Source organism: Thermomonospora cellulosilytica, assembly GCF_014138835.1.
Taxonomy (GTDB): Bacteria; Actinomycetota; Actinomycetes; order Streptosporangiales; family Streptosporangiaceae; genus Thermomonospora; species Thermomonospora amylolytica.
Genome location: NZ_JACJII010000001.1, coordinates 2,487,681 through 2,506,265, shown reverse-complemented (window position 1 = coordinate 2,506,265; position 18,585 = coordinate 2,487,681). Strand labels below are relative to the sequence as shown.

The 18,585-nt window shown below is 74.8% G+C and carries 17 protein-coding genes; 11 read left to right on the top strand and 6 right to left on the bottom strand.

The genetic code is table 11. The features are described from left to right. Positions 1–59: 59 nt before the first annotated feature. Entirely contained in the window at positions 60–1,277 is a 1,218-nt protein-coding gene (locus tag HNR21_RS11925) for an MFS transporter (RefSeq protein ID WP_312880989.1), read from the bottom strand. A gap of 118 nt (positions 1,278–1,395) precedes the next feature. On the opposite strand from HNR21_RS11925, the gene HNR21_RS11920 reads away from it, so the two are divergent. The 8 genes from HNR21_RS11920 to HNR21_RS11885 all read left to right on the top strand — a co-directional run bounded on the left by HNR21_RS11920 (position 1,396) and on the right by HNR21_RS11885 (position 13,395). After that, entirely contained in the window at positions 1,396–2,391 is a 996-nt protein-coding gene (locus HNR21_RS11920) for a LacI family DNA-binding transcriptional regulator (RefSeq protein WP_182705247.1), read from the top strand. Between the two features lie 109 nt (positions 2,392–2,500). Beyond that, positions 2,501–2,719, top strand: coding sequence for a hypothetical protein (locus HNR21_RS11915; RefSeq protein WP_182705246.1), 219 nt, complete (start codon positions 2,501–2,503; stop codon positions 2,717–2,719). After that, complete coding sequence (locus HNR21_RS11910) at positions 2,716–3,531, top strand: MOSC domain-containing protein (RefSeq protein ID WP_312880987.1); 816 nt, start codon at positions 2,716–2,718, stop codon at positions 3,529–3,531. The genes HNR21_RS11915 and HNR21_RS11910 overlap by 4 nt, the downstream gene beginning before the upstream one ends. 47 nt (positions 3,532–3,578) lie before the next feature. Further along, positions 3,579–6,884 carry a DUF4132 domain-containing protein gene (locus tag HNR21_RS11905; protein ID WP_182705245.1) on the top strand — a complete coding sequence of 1,102 codons (3,306 nt, stop codon included), beginning with the start codon at positions 3,579–3,581 and terminating at the stop codon, positions 6,882–6,884. A gap of 16 nt (positions 6,885–6,900) precedes the next feature. Beyond that, on the top strand, positions 6,901–8,001 hold the full coding sequence (locus HNR21_RS11900; RefSeq protein WP_182705244.1) for an ATP-binding protein: 1,101 nt from the start codon (positions 6,901–6,903) through the stop codon (positions 7,999–8,001). Beyond that, positions 8,001–10,277: a DUF5682 family protein gene (locus HNR21_RS11895; protein WP_182705243.1), complete on the top strand. Its 2,277-nt coding sequence runs from the start codon at positions 8,001–8,003 to the stop codon at positions 10,275–10,277. Before HNR21_RS11900 ends, HNR21_RS11895 begins: the two co-directional genes overlap by 1 nt. Continuing rightward, entirely contained in the window at positions 10,274–11,422 is a 1,149-nt protein-coding gene (locus HNR21_RS11890) for a VWA domain-containing protein (protein ID WP_182705242.1), read from the top strand. Before HNR21_RS11895 ends, HNR21_RS11890 begins: the two co-directional genes overlap by 4 nt. Then, on the top strand, positions 11,422–13,395 hold the full coding sequence (locus HNR21_RS11885; RefSeq protein WP_182705241.1) for a YehQ family protein: 1,974 nt from the start codon (positions 11,422–11,424) through the stop codon (positions 13,393–13,395). The genes HNR21_RS11890 and HNR21_RS11885 overlap by 1 nt, the downstream gene beginning before the upstream one ends. A 119-nt stretch (positions 13,396–13,514) precedes the next feature. On the opposite strand, the gene HNR21_RS11880 is transcribed toward HNR21_RS11885, so the two are convergent. Then, positions 13,515–14,246, bottom strand: a complete 732-nt coding sequence (locus HNR21_RS11880) for a methyltransferase domain-containing protein (protein WP_312881560.1) — start codon at positions 14,244–14,246, stop codon at positions 13,515–13,517. After that, positions 14,219–14,743 (bottom strand): DUF6069 family protein, encoded by a 525-nt coding sequence (locus HNR21_RS35180; protein ID WP_281402043.1) that lies wholly within the window; start codon positions 14,741–14,743, stop codon positions 14,219–14,221. The genes HNR21_RS11880 and HNR21_RS35180 overlap by 28 nt, the downstream gene beginning before the upstream one ends. A gap of 102 nt (positions 14,744–14,845) precedes the next feature. On the opposite strand from HNR21_RS35180, the gene HNR21_RS11875 reads away from it, so the two are divergent. Beyond that, a complete protein-coding gene (locus HNR21_RS11875; protein WP_182705239.1) occupies positions 14,846–15,271 on the top strand; it encodes a MarR family winged helix-turn-helix transcriptional regulator in 426 nt (141 codons plus the stop codon). Between the two features lie 117 nt (positions 15,272–15,388). Here the strand turns inward: HNR21_RS11875 and HNR21_RS11870 are convergent, their stop codons facing one another. After that, complete coding sequence (locus tag HNR21_RS11870; protein ID WP_119727229.1) at positions 15,389–15,775, bottom strand: Hsp15 family ribosome-associated heat shock protein; 387 nt, start codon at positions 15,773–15,775, stop codon at positions 15,389–15,391. A 303-nt stretch (positions 15,776–16,078) separates the two neighbouring features. Between HNR21_RS11870 and HNR21_RS11865 the strand changes: the two genes are divergently transcribed. Further along, positions 16,079–16,570: an NUDIX domain-containing protein gene (locus HNR21_RS11865; protein ID WP_182705238.1), complete on the top strand. Its 492-nt coding sequence runs from the start codon at positions 16,079–16,081 to the stop codon at positions 16,568–16,570. A gap of 204 nt (positions 16,571–16,774) precedes the next feature. On the opposite strand, the gene HNR21_RS11860 is transcribed toward HNR21_RS11865, so the two are convergent. Continuing rightward, positions 16,775–17,194 (bottom strand): integrase, encoded by a 420-nt coding sequence (locus HNR21_RS11860; protein ID WP_182705237.1) that lies wholly within the window; start codon positions 17,192–17,194, stop codon positions 16,775–16,777. A gap of 343 nt (positions 17,195–17,537) precedes the next feature. Between HNR21_RS11860 and HNR21_RS11855 the strand changes: the two genes are divergently transcribed. After that, positions 17,538–17,984 carry a DUF6069 family protein gene (locus HNR21_RS11855; RefSeq protein WP_182705236.1) on the top strand — a complete coding sequence of 149 codons (447 nt, stop codon included), beginning with the start codon at positions 17,538–17,540 and terminating at the stop codon, positions 17,982–17,984. Positions 17,985–18,075: 91 nt separating this feature from the next. Here HNR21_RS11855 and HNR21_RS11850 read toward each other — a convergent pair whose 3' ends face one another. Continuing rightward, positions 18,076–18,555 carry a hypothetical protein gene (locus HNR21_RS11850; RefSeq protein WP_182705235.1) on the bottom strand — a complete coding sequence of 160 codons (480 nt, stop codon included), beginning with the start codon at positions 18,553–18,555 and terminating at the stop codon, positions 18,076–18,078. Positions 18,556–18,585 lie beyond the last annotated feature (30 nt).

The window sequence follows — 18,585 nt, the reverse complement described above, 5'->3', positions numbered from 1 at the left end:
TGATCACGCGGGCGGTGGCGCCCTCCGGCAGCGCGGTCGCGGCCGGGTCGCGGGAACGGTCAGTGGAGCTCGTCCGCGGTCACCTGTGACGGGGGGCGGGTGAGTGGGGCGTCGGGGTGCAGGGTGCGGTGGGCGGCCAGGCAGGTGATCAGGGCCAGCAGGCCGCCGGCGCCGGCGCCGGCGAACGCGCCGGGGACGCCCGCCAGGTCCTGGCCGATGCCCGAGACCGCGGAGCCGAGGGCGGCGCCGGCCCCGATGGCGGCGACGATCCACGCGAACGCCTCGGTGACGGTGCCGCGCGGGGCCAGCCGGTCGACCAGGGTGAAGCTGCAGGCCAGGACGGGGGCCAGGAAGACGCCGGAGGCGAACGCCAGCGGCAGCATGATCGGCAGCCCGGGGGCGAGCGTCAGCGGCAGGTAGCCCGCCGCCAGGCCGGCCAGCAGCCAGGGCAGGCGGCGGTGGTCCTCGCCCGGCCACGGGCGGGCCCCGTACACCAGGCCGCCGGTCAGGGCACCGGCCGACATGGCGGCCAGCAGCAGACCGGAGGCGGCCTCCATGCCGATCCGCTCGGCGTAGGCGACGACCGCCACGCTGTAGACGCCGAGGGCGATGCCCGCGCAGGCCAGGGAGATCAGGATGGTGCGCAGGCCCGCCGAGCGCAGCGGCCCGGCCCAGTCGGCGGCGCGCGGCTCGCCGCGCCACTGGCGGGACGGCCGGGACGAGGTGACCACGAGGGTGCCGGCGATGCCGAGGACCCCGGTGAGCCACAGCGCGGCCTCGGTGGACAGCGCGGCGGCGGCCACCACGATCAGCGGGCCGACGGTGAACAGCACCTCCTGGGAGGCCGCGTCGAGCGCGTAGGCGGCGCGGACGTGGGCGGGGCCGGGCAGGACGGCGGGCCACAGCGCGCGCAGCCCGGCCTCCAGCGGCGGGGTGGCGAAGCCGGCGAGCACCACCGCCGCGACCGCGAGCGGCAGCGGGTCGATGCCGGTCAGCGCCAGCAGCACGAAGCCCACGGCGGCGGCCCAGGCGGAGGCGGTGAGCACGCGGGGCTGGCCGAGCCGGTCCATGGCGCGGCCGAGCACCGGCTGGCCCGCGGCGGTGGCCAGCCCGTAGACCGCGGCCAGCGTCCCGGCCATCGGGTAGCCGCCGCCCTCGGCCCGCACGTGCAGCACGATCGCCAGCGCGCCCATGCCGTTCGGCAGCCGCCCGAGCAGCGTCCCGCCCAGCAGCCTGGCGGCGTACGGCAGCCGCAGGAATGTCGCGTAGGCGCGCACCGGCCCCCCTCGTCCCGAGATCGATTGGTCATACGTATTACTTCGCTTCCGTCATACGTATCACTGAACGGGGTCGCGGCTCTACTCTGTTTCTCGTCCGTTCAGCCAGGAGGCCCCCGTGACGAGCCGTTCGGCCGCCCGACCGACCAGCCGGGACGTGGCGCAGCTGGCCGGGGTGTCGCAGTCCACCGTGTCGCTGGTGCTGGCCGGCAAGTGGGCGGGACGGGTGTCGGCGGCCACCGCCGAGACCGTCCAGGAGGCCGCCGCCCGGCTCGGCTACCGGCCCAACCAGGCGGCCCGCAGCCTGCGGCTGGGCCGCACCCGCACGGTGCTGCTGGTGCTGCCCACGCTGTCCAGCCCGTTCTTCGGCGCGCTCTACACCGGGGCGGCGCGGGTGGCGGCCGAGCACGGCTTCCGCATCGTGGTCTATCCCTGGCCGGACGGCTCGGGGCCCGCCGACAGCCCGTTCGCCGCCCCGCAGGAGGCCATCGACGGGCTGCTGGCCTCGTCGATGGCGGTCGAGGCGCTCAGCGAGTTCGCCGGGACCCCGGTGGTGATGCTCGACAGCGACCCCGCCGGGGCGGCCCCGACGGTGGACTTCGACGTCGCCGACGGGATGCGGCGGGTGGCCCGGCACGTGCTGGGGCTGGGCCACCGGTACGTGGGGCACGTGGCCGCCGGGGTGGACGAGTGGACGTTCCGTTCGCGGGGCCGCGCGCTGGTGGAGACGGTGGTCGCGGCGGGCGGGCGGCTGACCCGGGCGGCCACGGCCATCGACGTGGCCGCCGCCCGGGACGCGGCGGCCGGCCTGCTGGACCGTCCCGAGCGGCCCACCGTGCTGGTGTGCGACGACGACCAGATCGCCGCCGGGGCCTACAAGGCGGCCCGGACGCTGGGCCTGGAGGTGCCCGCCGACGTCTCGATCACCGGGTTCGACGACATCCTGCTGGCGACCGCCCTGGAGCCGGAGCTGACCACGGTCCGGCTGCCCGCCGAGGAACTGGGCGCGGTGGGCATGGCGACCCTGCTGGACCTGCTGGAGGGCGGGAGCCCGCCATCGCGTTCACTGCCCGGCGAACTGGTCGTCCGGGGCTCCACCGCTCCCCCGCCCTGACCGGCTCCGCGGATCCGGGCCGCCTCCCGGCCGCCCGTTCGAGGGAGCGGTCGTGAGAAAGGGCGATGATCGGCGAGCGGATGTCACAGTGGTCGGGTAAAAGATTTCCATGCCCTACGTGCCGCCGATGGTCCACTCGCGCACCGCGAACGGTCCCGCGTACCTGCTCGCCTGGGAACGGACGCCGGACGGGGCGTGGGAGGCGGACATCGCCTGGATCGAGATCGAGGGCGAGGCCCAGCAGGGCCGCACCGCCCGGGTGGCCGCCGACGACGTCACCAAGATCGAGGGCCAGGACTACTCCCGCGTCCCGCGGCGCACCCCGTGACCGCCGTCGCGGAGCTGCGGCGCCATCCGGTCAAGTCGATGCTCGGCGAGGATCTCGCCGCGGCCGAGCTGACCGCCGCCGGAGTGCGCGGGGACCGGCGCTGGGCGGTGGTCGACCGGGAGACCGGCAGGATCGCCAGCGCCAAGAACCCCCGGCTGTGGCGGGGACTGCTGAAGATGACCGCCGCCGCCGACGGAGACGCCGTCGCGATCACCCTGCCCGACGGGAAGCCGGTGCGCAGCTCCGATCCCGACGTCGACCGGCGGCTGTCCGAGGTGCTGGGGCGGCCGGTGGAGCTCGTCCGGGAGGTGCCCGCGGGGGCGACGCTGGAACGGGCCGTTCCCGAGCAGGTGCTGGCCGCCGGGGTGGCGGCGCGGACGGCGGTCGAGGAGGTTCCGCTGGCGGGCGGCACGTTCGTCGACCTCGCGCCGGTGCACCTGATCACCACGTCGACGCTGGCGGCGATCGGGGCGGCGAGCCCGCGCGGCGCCGTGGAGGCGGCCCGCTACCGGCCCAACCTGGTGATCCGGACCGCCGGCTCGGGGTTCGTGGAGAACGACTGGGTGGGGCGTGAGCTGGCGGTCGGCTCGGAGGCGGTGCTGCGGGTCCTGGTATGCACGCCCAGATGCGCGATCCCGACCCTGGAGCACGGCGGACTGCCCCGCGACGCGGACGCGCTGCGCGTTCCGGCCGAGCGCAACCGGGTCGTGCCGGTGCCCGAGCTGGGGCCGCGTCCGTGCGCCGGCGTCTACGCCGAGGTCGTGCGCCCGGGACGGGTGGAACGCGGGGACGCGGTCCGGCTGCTCGGATAAAACCGATCTCCGGGCTTTTGTCGCACCCGTCCCCTACGTTGTGCGCCATGGAAGATCGGCTCCCCGACGAGGACGTTCTCGTCATCCCGGATTCGTGGCTGCGGTCCCTGCATCCCCGGCGCGGCGGCACGCCCGTCCCCGCGGTCACACCGGATGAACAGGCGGTCCAGGCCGTCGCCGAGCTGATCGGGCGGGTGGACGCCGTGGTCGAGGCGCTGCGCGAGGGCCGGCGCGGGGAGCCCGATCTGGCCGAGGCCGCCCGGCGGCACCTCGAGGAGGAGCCCGATCCGGTGGGGGCGGCGGTGATCGCGGCGGTCGTCCTGATGGGCGTCGGCGGGGCCGAGAAGGTGCACCGGTCGTTCTTCGACGCGTGGGTGATCGAGCACGGGCTGCCGTTCGCCGCCTGTGCGCTGGTGGAGGCGTGCCGGATCAAGACGGTGCGCGATGCCGGGAGCGGCGCCTGGCTCGGAGTGGAACGGTGCGAGCGCTGGGCCGCTCCGCAGGTGGGGGTGGAGCCGCTGCGCCGGGCCCGCACGCTGCTGGCGCAGGCGGACGAGCCGGTCTACCAGGAGGCGGTGCAGCGGCTGGCGGACCATCGGGACACTCCGGCGACGCGCTGGGTGGTGTCCTACCTGGTGCCGACCCGGCTGGACTGGGTGGACCAGTGCTGCGCCTCCCCGCCGGGGCCCGCGTGGGGCGATGGCCGGCACACGAGGTGGCTGCTGCTCCACTCGCTCAGTACGGCCGGCCAGCTCGCCGCCCTGGACGACTCGTTCAGGATCTTCTACTCGCGGGAGTGCTCCCCGGCGTTGCTGGCGACCCTGGCGGACGGCCTCGGCACGGACGCACTGGCCCTTCTGCTGCACAACCTCGACCACGCTCATCTGGGCAGCGAGGATCGCAGGCTGGTCTTCGAGGCGCTCGCGGCGCTGCCTTCGGACGAGGCGTTCGGGACACTGCTGGAACGGTCGGCGGACCGTCACGCGCGGGCCGCGCTGCGGACGGCGGCGAAGAACTTCCCGGTGCGGGCGCTGCGGATGCCGGCGGCGGTGCGGACGGCCGACGCCAAGGCGTTGCTGGCCGAGCATGTCGCCCTCCACACCGAGCTGGTCCGGGCGGTGCTGCCCGAGCTGCCCGCCGAGGTGCGCAAGGTGGTCGAGCCGCTCGCGACGTCGGAGCGGGTCCCGGACGCCCCGCCGGAGGCGGTGCCCGCGGCGCTGACCGAACGGCCGTGGGAGAACCCGATCCGGCCGGTCGTCACCGGCCTGCGGTCGCCCGTGACGGCGGAGGTGGTCTGGGCCGAGGGCGAGCGGGAGGAATGGCTCCGCAGCCCGCACCGCATCGACGCTCCGGAGGACCCGGACTGGGAGGCCTACGCTGCGGGCCACCAGAGCAGCAGACGCAGGATCGGACTGGTCCAGGCGCTGGTGTACGGGCCGGTGGAGCTGGTCCGGCCGCTCCTGGTGGAGTTCGCCCCCCACCTGGACGCCTACCGCAGCCATGTCTGGCTGTCGCTGCTCGCCGCCCGCTTCGAGCTGGACGCGCTGCCGCCGATGCTTCGCATGGCCAGACGGGACCCGCTGCGCCTCGGCGGCACGCTGGTGCCGTTCCGCACCGCCGAGGTCGCACTGCTGATGGGCGACTGGCTGGCCCAGGGGAAGAAGGCGCCGGACGCCGCCCGCGCCTGGCTGGACCGGCACGGGACGGCCGCGGTGCCGCTGCTGGTGCCGGCAGTGCTGGGCAAGACGGCCGGGCCACGCCGGTCGGCCGAGCACACCCTGCGCCACATCGCGGCCCGGCACGGGCTCGACGACGTGGTCGAGGCCGCGCGGGCCGCCCATGGGGACGAGGCCGCCGGCGCGCTGGAGTCGGTGCTGCGCGCCCATCCGGCGCAGACCGGCACCGCCGGTCCGCCCAAGATCGGCGACTGGGTGCAGCCCGCGTCGCTGCCCCAGGTGCTGCTGCGCGGCCGGGAGCACGCCCTGCCCGCCGAGGCCGTCCGGCTCCTGATCGAGGTGCTGGCGCTGCCCGTGCCGTACCGGATGGAGGAGATCCGGCAGGCGTGCGATCCGGACTCGCTCGCGGAGTTCGGCTGGGCGCTGTTCGCGGCGTGGCGGGGCCACGGCGCCCCGTCGGCGGACGGCTGGGCGTTCCGGCAGCTCGGCCGGACCGGCGACGACGAGACGGTGCGCAGGCTGACCCCGATCATCCGGGCCTGGCCCGGGGAGGGCGGGCACCGGCACGCGGTCACCGGCCTGGACGTGCTCGCCGAGATCGGCACCGACGTGGCGCTGATGCACCTGAACGGCATCGCCGACAAGGTCAGGTTCAAGGGCCTGCGTGAGGAGGCCCGCCGCAAGGTCGGTCAGGTCGCCGACGCGCTCGGGCTCACCACCGAGCAGCTCGCCGACCGGCTCGTGCCCACCCTCGGCCTGGACGACGGCGGCCGGCTGACCCTGGACTACGGACCCCGCCGGTTCGTCGTCGGCTTCGACGAGCAGCTCAAGCCCGTGATCGCGGACGAGGACGGCAGGCCCCGCAAGGCGCTGCCCAAGCCGGGCGCCAAGGACGACCCGGAGCTGGCCCCCGCGGCCCACAAACGCTTCGCCGCTCTCAAGAAGGACGTCCGCACGATCGCGTCCGGCCAGCTCCAGCGGATGGAGCGGGCGATGACGTTCGGACGCACCTGGTCGGCGGACGAGTTCCGCCGGTACATCGTGGAGCACCCGCTCGTATGGCACGTCGCCCGGCGGCTGGTGTGGCTGGGTGAGGACGGCGGAACGACGACCCCGTTCCGGATCGCCGAGGACCGCACCCTCGCCGACGTCGAGGACGACGCGTTCGTGCTCCCGGAGACCGCGAAGGTCCGCATCGCTCATCCGGTGGACCTCGGTGAGGACGCTGTCAAGGCGTGGCTGGAGGTGTTCTCCGACTACGAGCTGACCCAGCCGTTCCTCCAGCTCACCCGCACGGTCCACGCGCTGACCGACGAGGAGCGCGCGTCCGGGCGGCTGGAGCGGTTCGAGGGCCTCAAGGTGCCCTACGGCGACGTGCTGGCACTGGTGCGGCGCGGCTGGGAACGCGGCACACCGCTGGACGCCGGGGTCGAACGGTGGATCTCCCGGCGCGTCGCCGACGACGTGCACGTCGTGATCGACCTGGATCCGGGCTTCGCGGTCGGCGCGCTGGACGCGACCGGCGACCACCAGACCCTGGAGTACGTGTGGATCGCCCCCGAACCCGACGACTACTGGCCCAGCAGGGGCACCCCGCTGACGTTCGGGCTGCTGCCCGCGGCCGTCGCGTCGGAGGTGCTGGCCGACCTGACCATGCTGGCCGAAGCGGCCGTCTGACCCGCGGAACGAGGACATGACCGCCAACGACACCACCGAGGCGCTGCAGCGCCCGCCCGCCGAGGTGCGGTACGCCGACGAGCTGGAACGGCTGCGCGCCGACGACACCGGGCCGCGCCCGCCGGGCTGGGCGCTGAGCCTGCGGGCGGCCCGCCGGTTCATCGCCGGCGACGACCGGCTCGGCGTCACCCGCAAGTTCGTCGGCGACCCGTCGCTGATCGACCGGGCATTGGTCACCCTGGCCACCAGCCGCGGCCTGATGCTGGTGGGCGCGCCCGGCACCGCCAAGTCGCTGCTGTCGGAGCTGATCGCGGCGGCCGTCAGCGGCGACTCCACGCTCACCGTCCAGGGCGGCGCGGCCACCACCGAGGACCAGATCAAGTACTCGTGGAACTACGCCCTGCTGGTCTCGGAGGGGCCGTCGACACGGTCGCTGGTGCCCGCGCCGCTGCTGCGCGGGATGGCCGAGGGCAAGATCGTCCGGTTCGAGGAGATCACCCGCTGCCCGCTGGAGGTGCAGGACTCGCTGCTGAGCCCGCTGTCGGACCGGGTGCTGGCCGTTCCGGAGCTGACCGGGCCGGACGCGATGGTGTTCGCCCGGGAGGGCTTCAACGTCATCGCCACCGCCAACACCCGCGACCGGGGCGTCAACGAGATGAGCGCGGCCCTCAAGCGCCGGTTCAACTTCGAGACGGTGTTCCCGATCGCCGACTTCGACACCGAGCTGGAGCTGGTGCGGTCGGAGGCGACCCGGCTGCTGGAGCAGTCCGGGGTGGGCGTGCCGCCGCGCCGGGACCTGCTGGAGGTGCTGGTCACCATGTTCCGGGAGCTGCGCACCGGGACGACCGACGAGGGCCGCACCATGGACCGGCCGTCGGCGGGGATGAGCACCGCCGAGGCGGTGTCGGTCGCGCACGCGGTCGGGCTGCGCGCCTGGTTCCTGCGCGGCGAGGAGGGCACCGCCGAGGACCTGGTGGCGTGCCTGGCCGGGACGGTCGCCAAGGACGACGCCGACGACCTGGCCCGGCTGCGCCGTTACCTGGAGCAGCAGGTGCCGCAGCGCAAGGGCCCGCAGTGGAGGGCCCTCCACCAGGCCCGGCACGTCCTTCCCGGCTGATGGCGGTCACCTTCGTCGGCGTCCGGCACCACTCCCCCGCCTGCGCCCGGCTGGTGCGCCGCACCATCGAGACGCTGCGCCCGGCGTACGTGCTGGTGGAGGGGCCCGCCGACTACGGCGACCGGCTGGAGGAGCTGCTGCTGGGGCACGAGCCGCCGATCGCGATCTTCAGCCACCACCGGGACGGTCCCCTGGTGCGGACCTCGTGGTCGCCGCTGTGCGCGCACTCGCCGGAGTGGGTGGCGCTGAACGCCGGCCGGGCGTGCGGGGCGGAACTGCGGTTCATCGACCTGCCGGCGTGGCATCCGGCGCTGGCCGACCGCCGCAACCGGTACGCCGACGCCGAGGAGCGGTACGCGGCGGTCACCCGGCGGCTGTGCCGGGAGTTCACCGTCGACGACACCGACGTCCTGTGGGACCACCTGTTCGAGGTCCCCGACGACGCGGACCTGGCCGAACGGCTGGACGCCTACTTCGACCTGGTGCGCGGCGAGTCGGCGGCGGGGCCGGACGACGCCGCCCGCGAGGAGTACATGGCCCGCTGGATCCGGGCCGCGGACGCCGCCGCGGGCGGGCGGCCGGTGGTCGTGGTGACCGGCGGGTTCCACACCCCGGCGCTGCGGGCGTTGGCGGCCGAGCCCGGCGACGGGCGGTGGCCGGAGGTCCCCGCGCCGCCGGAGGGCTCGGTGGGCGGGAGCTTCCTGGTGCCGTTCTCGTTCCCGCGGCTGGACTCGTTCTCCGGCTACCAGTCGGGCATGCCGTCGCCGGAGTACTACCACCGGCTGTGGGAGCACGGCCCGCAGCGGGCCGCGGACGGGCTCACCGAGGTGGTGGTGGAGCGGCTGCGCAGGCGGGGCGTCACGGTGTCGACGGCCGACCTGATCGCCGCCCGCACCCTGACCGAGGGGCTGGCGCGGCTGCGCGGCCACCGCCACCCGGCCCGCACCGACCTGCTCGACGGGCTGGTGTCGGCGCTGGTCACCGAGGATCTGGAGGATCCGCTGCCGTGGTCGTCGCGGGGACCGCTGCGGCCGGGCGCGCATCCGGTGGTGGCCGAGATGGTGGCCGCGCTCAGCGGTGACCGGGTGGGGCGGCTGCATCCCGGCACCCCCGCCCCGCCGCTGGTGGAGCAGGTGATCGCCGAGCTGGAACGGCTCGGGCTGGACGGGGCCGACCCGGTGACGCTGCGGCTGACCGACGGCGGGGACCTGGAACGCAGCCGGCTGCTGCACCGGCTGCGGGTGCTGGGCGTTCCCGGGTTCGGCCGCGAGTCGGGACCGGCCACCGGCACCGAGGAGGTGCTGGAGGAGCGGTGGACGCTCCGGCCGGGCGAGCACCGGCTGCCGGCGCTGATCGAGGCGGGCGCGTACGGTGCGACACCGGCCGACGCGGCGATGGCGGCGCTGGAGGAACGGGCCGCCGGCGCCCTGGGCGACGCGGCGGCGCTGGCCGGGGTGCTGTTCGACGCGGCGTTCTGCGGCTGCGGGGAACTGGCGGACCGGATCGCCGGGAGCATCGCGGCCGGGATCGCCGCCAGCCCCGACATCGGGGCGCTCGGGCGGGTGCTGGACACCATGCTGGCGCTGTGGCGGCACGACCGGGTGCTGGGCCTGGCGGGCGGCCCGCTCCCCGCCGTCGTCATCGAACGCTGCGTCACCCGGCTGCTGTGGCTGGTGGAGGGTCTGCACGGCGGCCCCGCCCCCGCCGAGCCGGCCCGGCTGTCCGCCATGGCTGCCGTCCGCGACGCGCTGCTGCACGCCGCCGAGGGGGTGGGTCTGGACCGGGCCGCCGCGGTGGCCGTGGCCGCCCGGGTCAGCGCCGACCCGCAGGCCCCGCCGGACCTGCGCGGCGCCGCGTTCGGGCTGTGCTGGTCGCTGGGCCGGACCGCCGACCCGGCCCGCGCGATGCTGGGCGTGGCCTCCCCGCGCACCCTGGGCGACTGGCTCGCCGGGCTGTTCGCGCTGGCCCGGGAGCAGGTGCTGGCCGCCGAGGAGACCGGCGGGCGCAGCGTGCTGACGGTGCTGGACGAGCTGATCGGCGGGCTGACCGCCGAGGAGTTCCTGGTGGCGCTGCCGGCGCTGCGGCAGGCGTTCGGCTACTTCCCGCCCCGCGAGCGGGAGATCATCGCGCGGCGGCTGCTGGACCTGCGCGGAGTCCGCGGATCGGCCCGCTCACTGCTGCGGACCACCGCCGACCCGGTGACGGTCGCGGAGGCGACCCTACTGGAGGAGACCGTGGACCGGCTCCTCACCGAAGAAGGGCTGATGTCGGGATGACGGGGCCGGACCCTGGGCTGGAACGCTGGCGGCTGGTGCTGGGGGAGGCCGCCGAGGAGTGCCTGGGCGGGCTGGGCGACCGGGACGCCGCCCGCGACCGGGCGCTGGACTGGCTGTACGGGCGGGATTCGGAGTACGCCCGGCGCGGCATCCGCCGGGGCGGCGGCCGGGGCCGGGACGCCGAGCGGGACGCGGACCTGAGCCCGTCGCAGGTGACCCCGGTGGACTGGCTGGACGACGTGCACCGGCTGTTCCCCAAGGAGACGATCGAACGGCTGGAACGCGACGCCGTCGAGCGCTACGGGATCCACGAGGTCGTCACCGACCCGGCCGTGCTGGGCCGCATCGAGCCGAACCCGACGCTGCTGCGCGCCGTGCTGCGCACCAAGCACCTGATGAACCCCGACGTGCTGGCCATGGCCCGGCGGATCGTCGCGGCCGTCGTCAAGGAGCTGACGGAACGGCTCGCCACCGAGGTCCGCCGGTCGTTCCACGGCACCCGGTCCCGCCGGCCGAGCCCGTGGCGCAGCGCCCGGGACTTCGACTTCCACCGCACCATCCGCGCCAACCTGGGGCACTACCGGCCGGACGAGCGCAGGCTCTACATCGAACGGCCGTACTTCCTGTCGCGCACCCGCCGCCGGATGGAGCGCTGGCAGCTGATCCTGCTGGTCGACCAGTCCGGGTCGATGGCGGGCTCGGTGATCCACTCCGCGGTGACCGCCGCCTGCCTGTGGGGGCTGCCCGGGCTGAAGACCCATCTGGTCGCGTTCGACACCTCGGTCGTCGACCTGACCGACGACGTCACCGACCCGGTGGAGCTGCTGATGGGGGTGCAGCTCGGCGGCGGCACCGACATCGCCCGCGCCGTCGGGTACGCCGCCGACCTGGTGGACAACCCGCGCCGCGCCATCGTCGCCGTGATCAGCGACTTCTACGAGGGCGGGGACGAGCACCGGCTGGTCCGCACCGTGCGCGGGATGGTGGAGCAGGGCACCCGGGTGCTGGCGCTGGCGGCGCTGGACGAGGACGCCGAGCCCGAGTACGACCGTGAGCTGGCGCAGCGGCTGGCCGACGTCGGCGCGCACGTCGGGGCGATGACCCCCGGCCAGTTGGTCTCCTTCGTCGCGGACGTGATGGGTTGATGAAACGCGCCGATCTGCTCGCGCTGACCCCGGAGGGGCTGGTCTCCCTGGCCAACCGGGGGCTGGTCAAGCGCGCCACCAGGGACGTCGAGGCGGGCGGCGCGCCCGAGCCGTCGGTCGACGCGGACGGGACCGTGCACGGGGACTTCGGCGACGGCGTGACCACGTCGCTGCCCGTGGGCGTGGGCCTGGAGGGGGCGGTCTGCAGTTGCGCGGCGACCGGGATGTGCCGGCACATCGTCACGCTGGTGCTGGCGTACCAGCGGCAGGGGGCGGGGCCCGCCGAGGAGACGGGGCCGGGTCCGGCGGAGGGCTCCGGGGCGGAGTGGTCTCCGGGGGCGTTCGGCGACGAGGAGCTGGCGCGGGTGCTCGGGCAGCACGCGATCGCCGCCGCCCGCCGGGTGTTCCGCGGCGGGTACGCGGCCCGGATCCGGCGGCCCTCGGCGGACGACCCGGTCGCGACGGTGGAGCTGCCGACCTGCACGGTGCGGTTCCTGGTGCCCGGCGAGCTGGGGTACGTGGACACCGACGCGGCCGTCTCGTCCCGCGGCCGGATGATCGTGCTGGCGGTGTGGGCGTTCCGGGCGGCGGACGAGGCCGGGCTGACCGGCCGGGAGGTGCGCCTGGACGTCGGGGGCGCGGCGACCGCCGCCGTCTCGGGCCTGGAGTCCGTGCTGGGCCTGGTGGACGAACTGCTGCTGGACGGGGCGATGAACGCCGGTCCGCTCCCGGCGGGCACGCTGCGTTCGGCGGCCCGCGACCTGGCCGCCGCCGACCTGCACTGGCCCGCCGCCGCGCTGGAGGACCTGGCCGCCCAGATCGCCGCCTACCGCGACCGCGACGCCCGCTACGCCCCCGAGCTCTTCGCCGGGCTGGCGGCCGAGCTGTACGCCCGGCATCGCGCGGCCCTGCACCCCGGCGGCAGTCCCCGTTCCCAGATCCTGGGCACCGACGAGCGGGCGTCGACGCCCCTGCGGCACGTCCGGCTGACCGCGCTGGGCTGCCGGGTCGGCGGCACCGACCGGGAACGCACCGTCTCGGTCTGCCTGGCCCAGGCCGGGTCCGGGATCGTGCTGGTGCTGCCGCGTTCGATGAAGGCCACCGAGGACGAGCCCCTCACCGGGCACGACCTGGCGTCCCGCAAGATCGCCGGCACGGCCCTGCAGACGCTGGCCGCCGCCGAGGTGGTCTCGCAGACCGCGTCCCGCAGCGCCGGCCGCACCGTCAGGCTCGGCGGCGGTCGTCTCACCGGCACCCTGGTCACCCCTCTGGAGCCCGCCACGGCCTGGGCGGACCTCCCCGAACCGCTGCTGGTCCGCGACCTGGCCGCCCTGGACCGCGCGATGGCCGCCCTCCCGCCGCGCCTGATCCGTTCCCGGGTGGCCGCCGAACTGGTCCGCGTCATGGAGATCGCCGAGGTCCGCGACCTGCACTACAGCCCCGCCGCCCAGCGGCTGGACGCCGTGATCGCCGACCGCGCCGGTGCCACCGCCGTCATCTCCGCGACCTACTCCCCCCACTCCCCGGGAGCCCTCGACGCCCTGGCCGACGCCCTGGCCGAAGACCCCCACCGCATCAGCGGATCCGTCGGCCGCGTGGGCGGCACCCTGATCATCGACCCCATGGCGGTCGCGACCTCCCGGGCCGTGGTCGTCCCCGACCTGGCCCCCGGCGACGGCAGCGCGGCCCTGGCCTCCGGCCGCCCCACCGCCCCCGGCCCCCTGACGGCCGCCCTCGAGAACGCCGTGACCGCCTCCGCCGAGGCCGCCCACCGCGGCCTGCGCCACGTCCCCGACGGCCTCCGCGCCCGCATCGCCGAGGCCGCCGGAACCCTCCACCGGACCGGCCTGACCAAAGCCGCCGGCTCCCTCACCGCCCTCCACACCGCCCTGTCCGCCAACGACCCCGACCACCTGATCACCACCTGGGCCGACGCCCACATCCGCCTCCTCACCACCCTTGAGCGTGTCTAGTGTGGGGGGACGACCCCCCACGCCCCCCGCACGCGGATCCGGGCATCCTCGCGTCACCCGGCTTCCGCTCGCCTGGCGGCTCGCTCCAGCCGGGCGCCGCTGCGGTGCCCGGACCGCGCTCAGTCGGCCGAAGCTCCGCCTGGAGGCTCCGCTCCGGCCGACTGAGGGACAGGTTGGTCTGGGGTTGCTGTGGAAGTTCTGGGGGCTCCGGCCCCCAGACCCCCGGCCGGTACGGCCGGTGGCTCATGGCTTGCGGAGAGGCCTTGGGCTGGTCGGTGGTTTCGGGGTCGAGGGCGGGTGGCGGCGGTGACGAAGAGGGGGACGGCCAGGAAGAAGCGGCCGGTTTCGGCGCGGGCGGTCTGGTCGGCGGTCCAGGCGGCGGCCTGGGCGGGGGTGATGGCGCCGGTGGTGCGGGCGGAGTCGGCCATGGCGGTGGCCATGGGGAGCAGTGCGGGGTCGGTGAAGACGGCGGTGTGGACTTCGGTGGTGAGGTCGGTGAAGCCGGCGTCCAGTAGGAGGGCGCGGTAGCGGCGGGCCGCCCGGGGACTGGCGATGGTGTCGGCGCGGGCGTGGACGATGGTGCGGGTCAGGCCGGGGTGGTCGGAGTCGAGGACGAGGGTGTCCCAGTCCTGGCCGATGAGGACGATCCGGCCGCCGGGGGCGAGGACGCGGCGGGCCTCGGCGACGGCTCGGGCCGGGTCGGGGAGTTCGTGGTAGAGCTTCTCGGCGCGGTAGCCGTTCAGCTCCCCGTCGGCGAAGGGCAGGTCGAGGGCGTCGCCGATGCGGAAGTCGGCGTTCGGGCGGCGGCTCGCGGCCAGGGCGATCATGCGGTCGTCGCGGTCCACGCCGATGGCGCGGACGCCTCGTTCGGTGAGTTCGGCGACGGCGCGGCCGGTGCCGCGGCCCGCTCGCCGGCGGCCCGCCGTCCGGCCGTGGTGCGCCGGAACATCGGGATGAGGACCGCCGCGACCGCGACGTGCGCGAGCGCCAGCACCGCCTTGCTCCCGCCGGTCGCCTCGACGCCGGCCACCGGGAAGAACGACACCGCCAGCACGAGCAGCGCGACGACCGTCCAGATCAGCCCGGCCCGGGCGGTCACCCGTTCCAGAACGGCCAGCAGCGCCCATCCCGCCAGCGAGGAGAGCAGCGCGAACACCGCGAAGGCCCCCGCGCCGAGGTCCTTGGGCTCCTGGCCTGGCTGGGTGACCACCAGTTCGTGCCCCAGCACGGGCTCCCCCGCCACCCACACCAGCAGCGCCGCCGCCACCGCTCCGGCCACGCCTGCGAGGCGCTGACCGCGCCGGGCTCCGGCGGAGGGCCGGGTCGTGCTCCAGGCCGTGCTCACCATGAGATCTCCTTGAGTCGAACCATTGTTGAGGATCTCAACCATATGGCAATCACTTGAGATCCTCAACAATCAATGGCGGCAAGGAGCCTTATGATCGGTCGTATGAGCGGGGATGCCGACCAGGTCGTCACCGAGCTGACCGACCTCGTCTTCCAGGTGGCCGGACGCCTGCGCGCGGACTTCAACGCGACCGCCGCCGAGCTGGACCTGCCCCCCGCCCAGGCCCTGGCCCTGATCAACCTGCGCTCTCCGGCCCCCATGCGCGACCTGGCCGAGCTGCTGGCCTGCGACGCCTCCAACGTGACCGGCATCGTCAACGGCCTGGAACGCCGCGGCCTGGTCGTCCGCCGCCCCTCCCCCACCGACCGCCGCGTCAGGCACCTGGTCCTCACCGAGGAGGGCGAACGCCGCCGCGCCGAACTGCGCGCCCGCAGCCATGACAAGGCCGCCGGCATCTTCGCCCTTCCCCCCGAAGGCCGCAATCAGCTCCGCGACCTCCTGGCCGCCCTTCTCGCCGCCCGGGACTGAGCGTCCAGGCGGCCGTGGGCGGCGAGGCCCACGTGACCGACGAGCCCGGGGACGTCGCCACGCCCCCCGTACGCGCGCACCGGCTCGGCTTGCCCCTCGGTCCCGCCGGTCACCGCATCAGGTGAAGAAGCCCCGGTTGCGGAGGCGTTCCAGCTCCCGGCGCTCCCGCTTGGTGGGCCGGCCCGCGCCCCGGTCGCGCCGGGCGACCGGGAGCATGGCCTCGCGCGGCGGCGGGGGCGGGCTCTTGTCGATGAGGCATTCGGCGGCGACGGGCGCGCCGACCCGCTTACGGATGATCCGCTGCACGACCACGATCCGCTCCCGGCCGTCGAGGCGCAGCCGCACCTCGTCGCCGGGCCGCACCACGGTGGCCGGCTTGACCCGGACGTCGTTCACCTTGACGTGCCCTCCGCGGCAGGCGGCGGTCGCCATGGAACGGGTCTTGACCAGCCGTACGGACCACAGCCACACGTCGACCCGTACGGAGTCCTGCTCATCCGCCATACCGCCGACCTTAGCCGCCGACCCGCCGGGCCCGGTCACCTCAGCGGGGCGAAGAAGTCCCCGATGTCCGGACCAGCGTGCCGGGGTCGGCCATCGCGACCATGTGGCTGGAACCGCCCCCGCCCGGCTCGGCGTCTCCCTGCGGGCGCGGACGGGATTCCCGCGGCGGCCGGGTCCGTACGGGTCCACCTGATCGAACGCTCCGGCCGCCATGCTCACCGAGCAGGTCGAAAGCGCCGTCCTTCCGGTGACGTGCTCGTACGGGCCGTTGACGCGGGCGGGCCGGGGCGAGACGGTGACACCGTGCTCGAACCGTCAGCCGTGGAGGGGATGGGGAACGCGCTCGCCGTCGACGAGGTCGGCAACCGGCTCGTGTCCTTCCATCCCGTCGCCGAGGAGACCCGCTTCGACGACGCGCCGCTGCCGCTGGCCCTCGTGGCGGTCTGGCACGGCGACAGCCTGCTCCTGGTGTTCAACCGGTATCGGCGCTGCTGGGAGCTGCCCGGCGGCCACATCGACCCCGGCGAGACACCGCGTCAGGCCGCGGCCAGGGAACTGCGCGAGGAGACCTGCCTGACCACCGGCGATCTCCGCTTCGCCGGCTACGCGAAGTACGTCCTCGCCCCCGACCTGCGCACCGAGTACGGCGCGCTCTACACCACCGAGACCGGCCCGTACGAAGGCTTCACCCCCAACGACGAGATCAGCGCCCTCTGCTGGTGGGACGGCACCCGCCCGCTGCGGGGCCCCGCCCAGCCCCTCGACATCACCCTGGCCCGCCTGGCACGCCCATGAGCCACCGGCCGTACCGGCCGGAAATCAGTGCAGCAGGGCCCGGCGGAACCTCACGCCGCAACGGCGGCGCGGCCTGCGGATCTCCATCAGGCGACGCCCCGTAACCCGCCGGCCACGCGGGGATCCGCCGTCCCCGTGTCACGTATCGACGCGTACACCCGATGCCCGGCGCGCTGACGGACCGGACCTGCTCGTCCTCCGTCGTCAGAGGCTCCGGGACCAGACCTCCACCACCCGCCGGGTCGGGTCGGGGGCGTCCGGGTCCCGGAGGCGGTCGGTGATCAGGAAGGCGGGCAGCCGGAACGCCGCGGCGTGCTCCGCCTCGGTGAGGTGGAACGTGCCGCCGCGCAGATCGGGATCCCAGCCGTGCTCCAGGGCGTACAGGATGATCCGCCGTACGTCCGCCGGGGTCGGATAGACGCCGTCGGTGGCGCAGGCGCCCCACGGGGCGGGCCACGATGCGGACAGCAGATCGGCCTCCAGCGCCCGGCCGTTCTTGCCGGCTCCCCAGGCCCGGACACGGATGCCGCGATGGCAGTCGCCGGAGCCGGGAACGTGCCGGATGTCGGCCTTCCAGGTGAACTCCCGGCCGTCGACGCGCAACCGGCGCAACCTCGTCCGCATGACACCGCCCCCTGCTCTCGCCGCCTGTTTCGGGAGTACGACGGCTCATCCCTCAACGTACGGATGTCCCGGCGGATTATCGAAGGGTTTAGCGAACGCCCTTCGGGGCGCAGGCGTTGCCGGACACCGCCGAAATGCGTACTCCCGTAGGTTCGCCGGAATGTCGGTGGCGGCTTCTGACTCAAAGCGCCGGACTCCACGCGGGCGCGCCTCGGGAAGGACCGGTAAGGGCACCGAAAAGAAGCCGTAAGCGGTCCCGGCCATGGTGGATCCATCAAGCAGAACAGCAGGTCGGCAGGCCCCGAACCGTCCGGTGGCCTACCCCGCCGAAGAGGAGAACCCCATGACCGCCGTCGCCGTGCACACCGTCCAGTCCACCGCCGTCTCCCGGCGCAGGCTCACCCGCGCCGCCGCCATCGCGGGCGCCATGCTGACCGCGAGCGTCCTCTACCTGGCCGGCCGGGCGGCGGGAGCCGACTTCGTCCTCTCCGACCCGGGCACCGGCGAGACCAGTTCCCTGACCCTGGTGCACATGAGCGGGGTCGCCGCGCAGTGCGGGCTGCTCGGCTGGGCCGTCCTGGCCCTGCTGGAACGCCTCACCCGCCATGCCAGGACCATCTGGACCGCCCTGGCCGCCGCCGTGCTGGCCCTGTCGTTCGCCCCGATCTGGCTCCTGCAGGTGGCCGCCGACACCCGCGTCATGCTCATGATCATCCATGTGGCGGTCGCCGCGGCCCTCCTGCCGATGCTGCGCCCGTCGCCCTCGGCCCGCCGCACCCCGGGCCCCTGAAACCGCACGGACCGAACGACGTCCCACCGCGAGAGGCCCTGTCCACCGACCGGCGGACAGGGCTTCCGGCATGGACGGGACCTTCGCGCGCCTACTGCCGGGACTCACCCGTCGCGTCGTCCGGCGTCGACCGCGCGGCCGGGTCGCTCTCCTTGATCCACTGCTGGACGGCGGGGCGCATGAGCAGAAGGCCGGCGCCCACGAGGGTGGCCGCCCACACGGCCACCTTGACCAGGAAGGAGTCGATGGGGTCGCCCTCCAGCAGGACCATCGGAACGACGGTCAGCATGGCCACGAGCGGAATGCCCCCCACCAGGAGCGAGGCCGCCAGCAGAGCGACATGGGCCCGCGCCCTGCCCTGCCAGGTCCTCCACCCGGCGAACCAGACCAGCAGGGTGAGCATGCCCACGCAGGTGAGGAAGACGTGGTTCGGCTCACCGTCACCCGTGTGGTTGACCCTGACATACGCCAGCGCCAAGATCAGCCAGTTCACGGCGATCACGGGAACGGCCACCGCGACCTGCCACGGGCGGCCGGGGCCGGCTCGGTGAGCGGAGGGAAGGCCGGTCATTCCGCCGAGTATAGGTAGATCATCTACGAC

What these genes read in the sequence shown, in the direction of transcription:
- HNR21_RS11915 (WP_182705246.1), top strand. Translation starts at nt 2,501, where the DNA reads ATGCCCTACGTGCCGCCGATGGTCCACTCGCGCACCGCGAACGGTCCC.
- HNR21_RS11905 (WP_182705245.1), top strand. Translation starts at nt 3,579, where the DNA reads ATGGAAGATCGGCTCCCCGACGAGGACGTTCTCGTCATCCCGGATTCG.
- HNR21_RS11900 (WP_182705244.1), top strand. Translation starts at nt 6,901, where the DNA reads ATGACCGCCAACGACACCACCGAGGCGCTGCAGCGCCCGCCCGCCGAG.
- HNR21_RS11895 (WP_182705243.1), top strand. Translation starts at nt 8,001, where the DNA reads ATGGCGGTCACCTTCGTCGGCGTCCGGCACCACTCCCCCGCCTGCGCC.
- HNR21_RS11890 (WP_182705242.1), top strand. Translation starts at nt 10,274, where the DNA reads ATGACGGGGCCGGACCCTGGGCTGGAACGCTGGCGGCTGGTGCTGGGG.
- HNR21_RS11885 (WP_182705241.1), top strand. Translation starts at nt 11,422, where the DNA reads ATGAAACGCGCCGATCTGCTCGCGCTGACCCCGGAGGGGCTGGTCTCC.
- HNR21_RS35180 (WP_281402043.1), bottom strand. Translation starts at nt 14,743, where the DNA reads ATGGTGAGCACGGCCTGGAGCACGACCCGGCCCTCCGCCGGAGCCCGG.
- HNR21_RS11875 (WP_182705239.1), top strand. Translation starts at nt 14,846, where the DNA reads ATGAGCGGGGATGCCGACCAGGTCGTCACCGAGCTGACCGACCTCGTC.
- HNR21_RS11870 (WP_119727229.1), bottom strand. Translation starts at nt 15,775, where the DNA reads ATGGCGGATGAGCAGGACTCCGTACGGGTCGACGTGTGGCTGTGGTCC.
- HNR21_RS11860 (WP_182705237.1), bottom strand. Translation starts at nt 17,194, where the DNA reads ATGCGGACGAGGTTGCGCCGGTTGCGCGTCGACGGCCGGGAGTTCACC.
- HNR21_RS11855 (WP_182705236.1), top strand. Translation starts at nt 17,538, where the DNA reads ATGACCGCCGTCGCCGTGCACACCGTCCAGTCCACCGCCGTCTCCCGG.
- HNR21_RS11850 (WP_182705235.1), bottom strand. Translation starts at nt 18,555, where the DNA reads ATGACCGGCCTTCCCTCCGCTCACCGAGCCGGCCCCGGCCGCCCGTGG.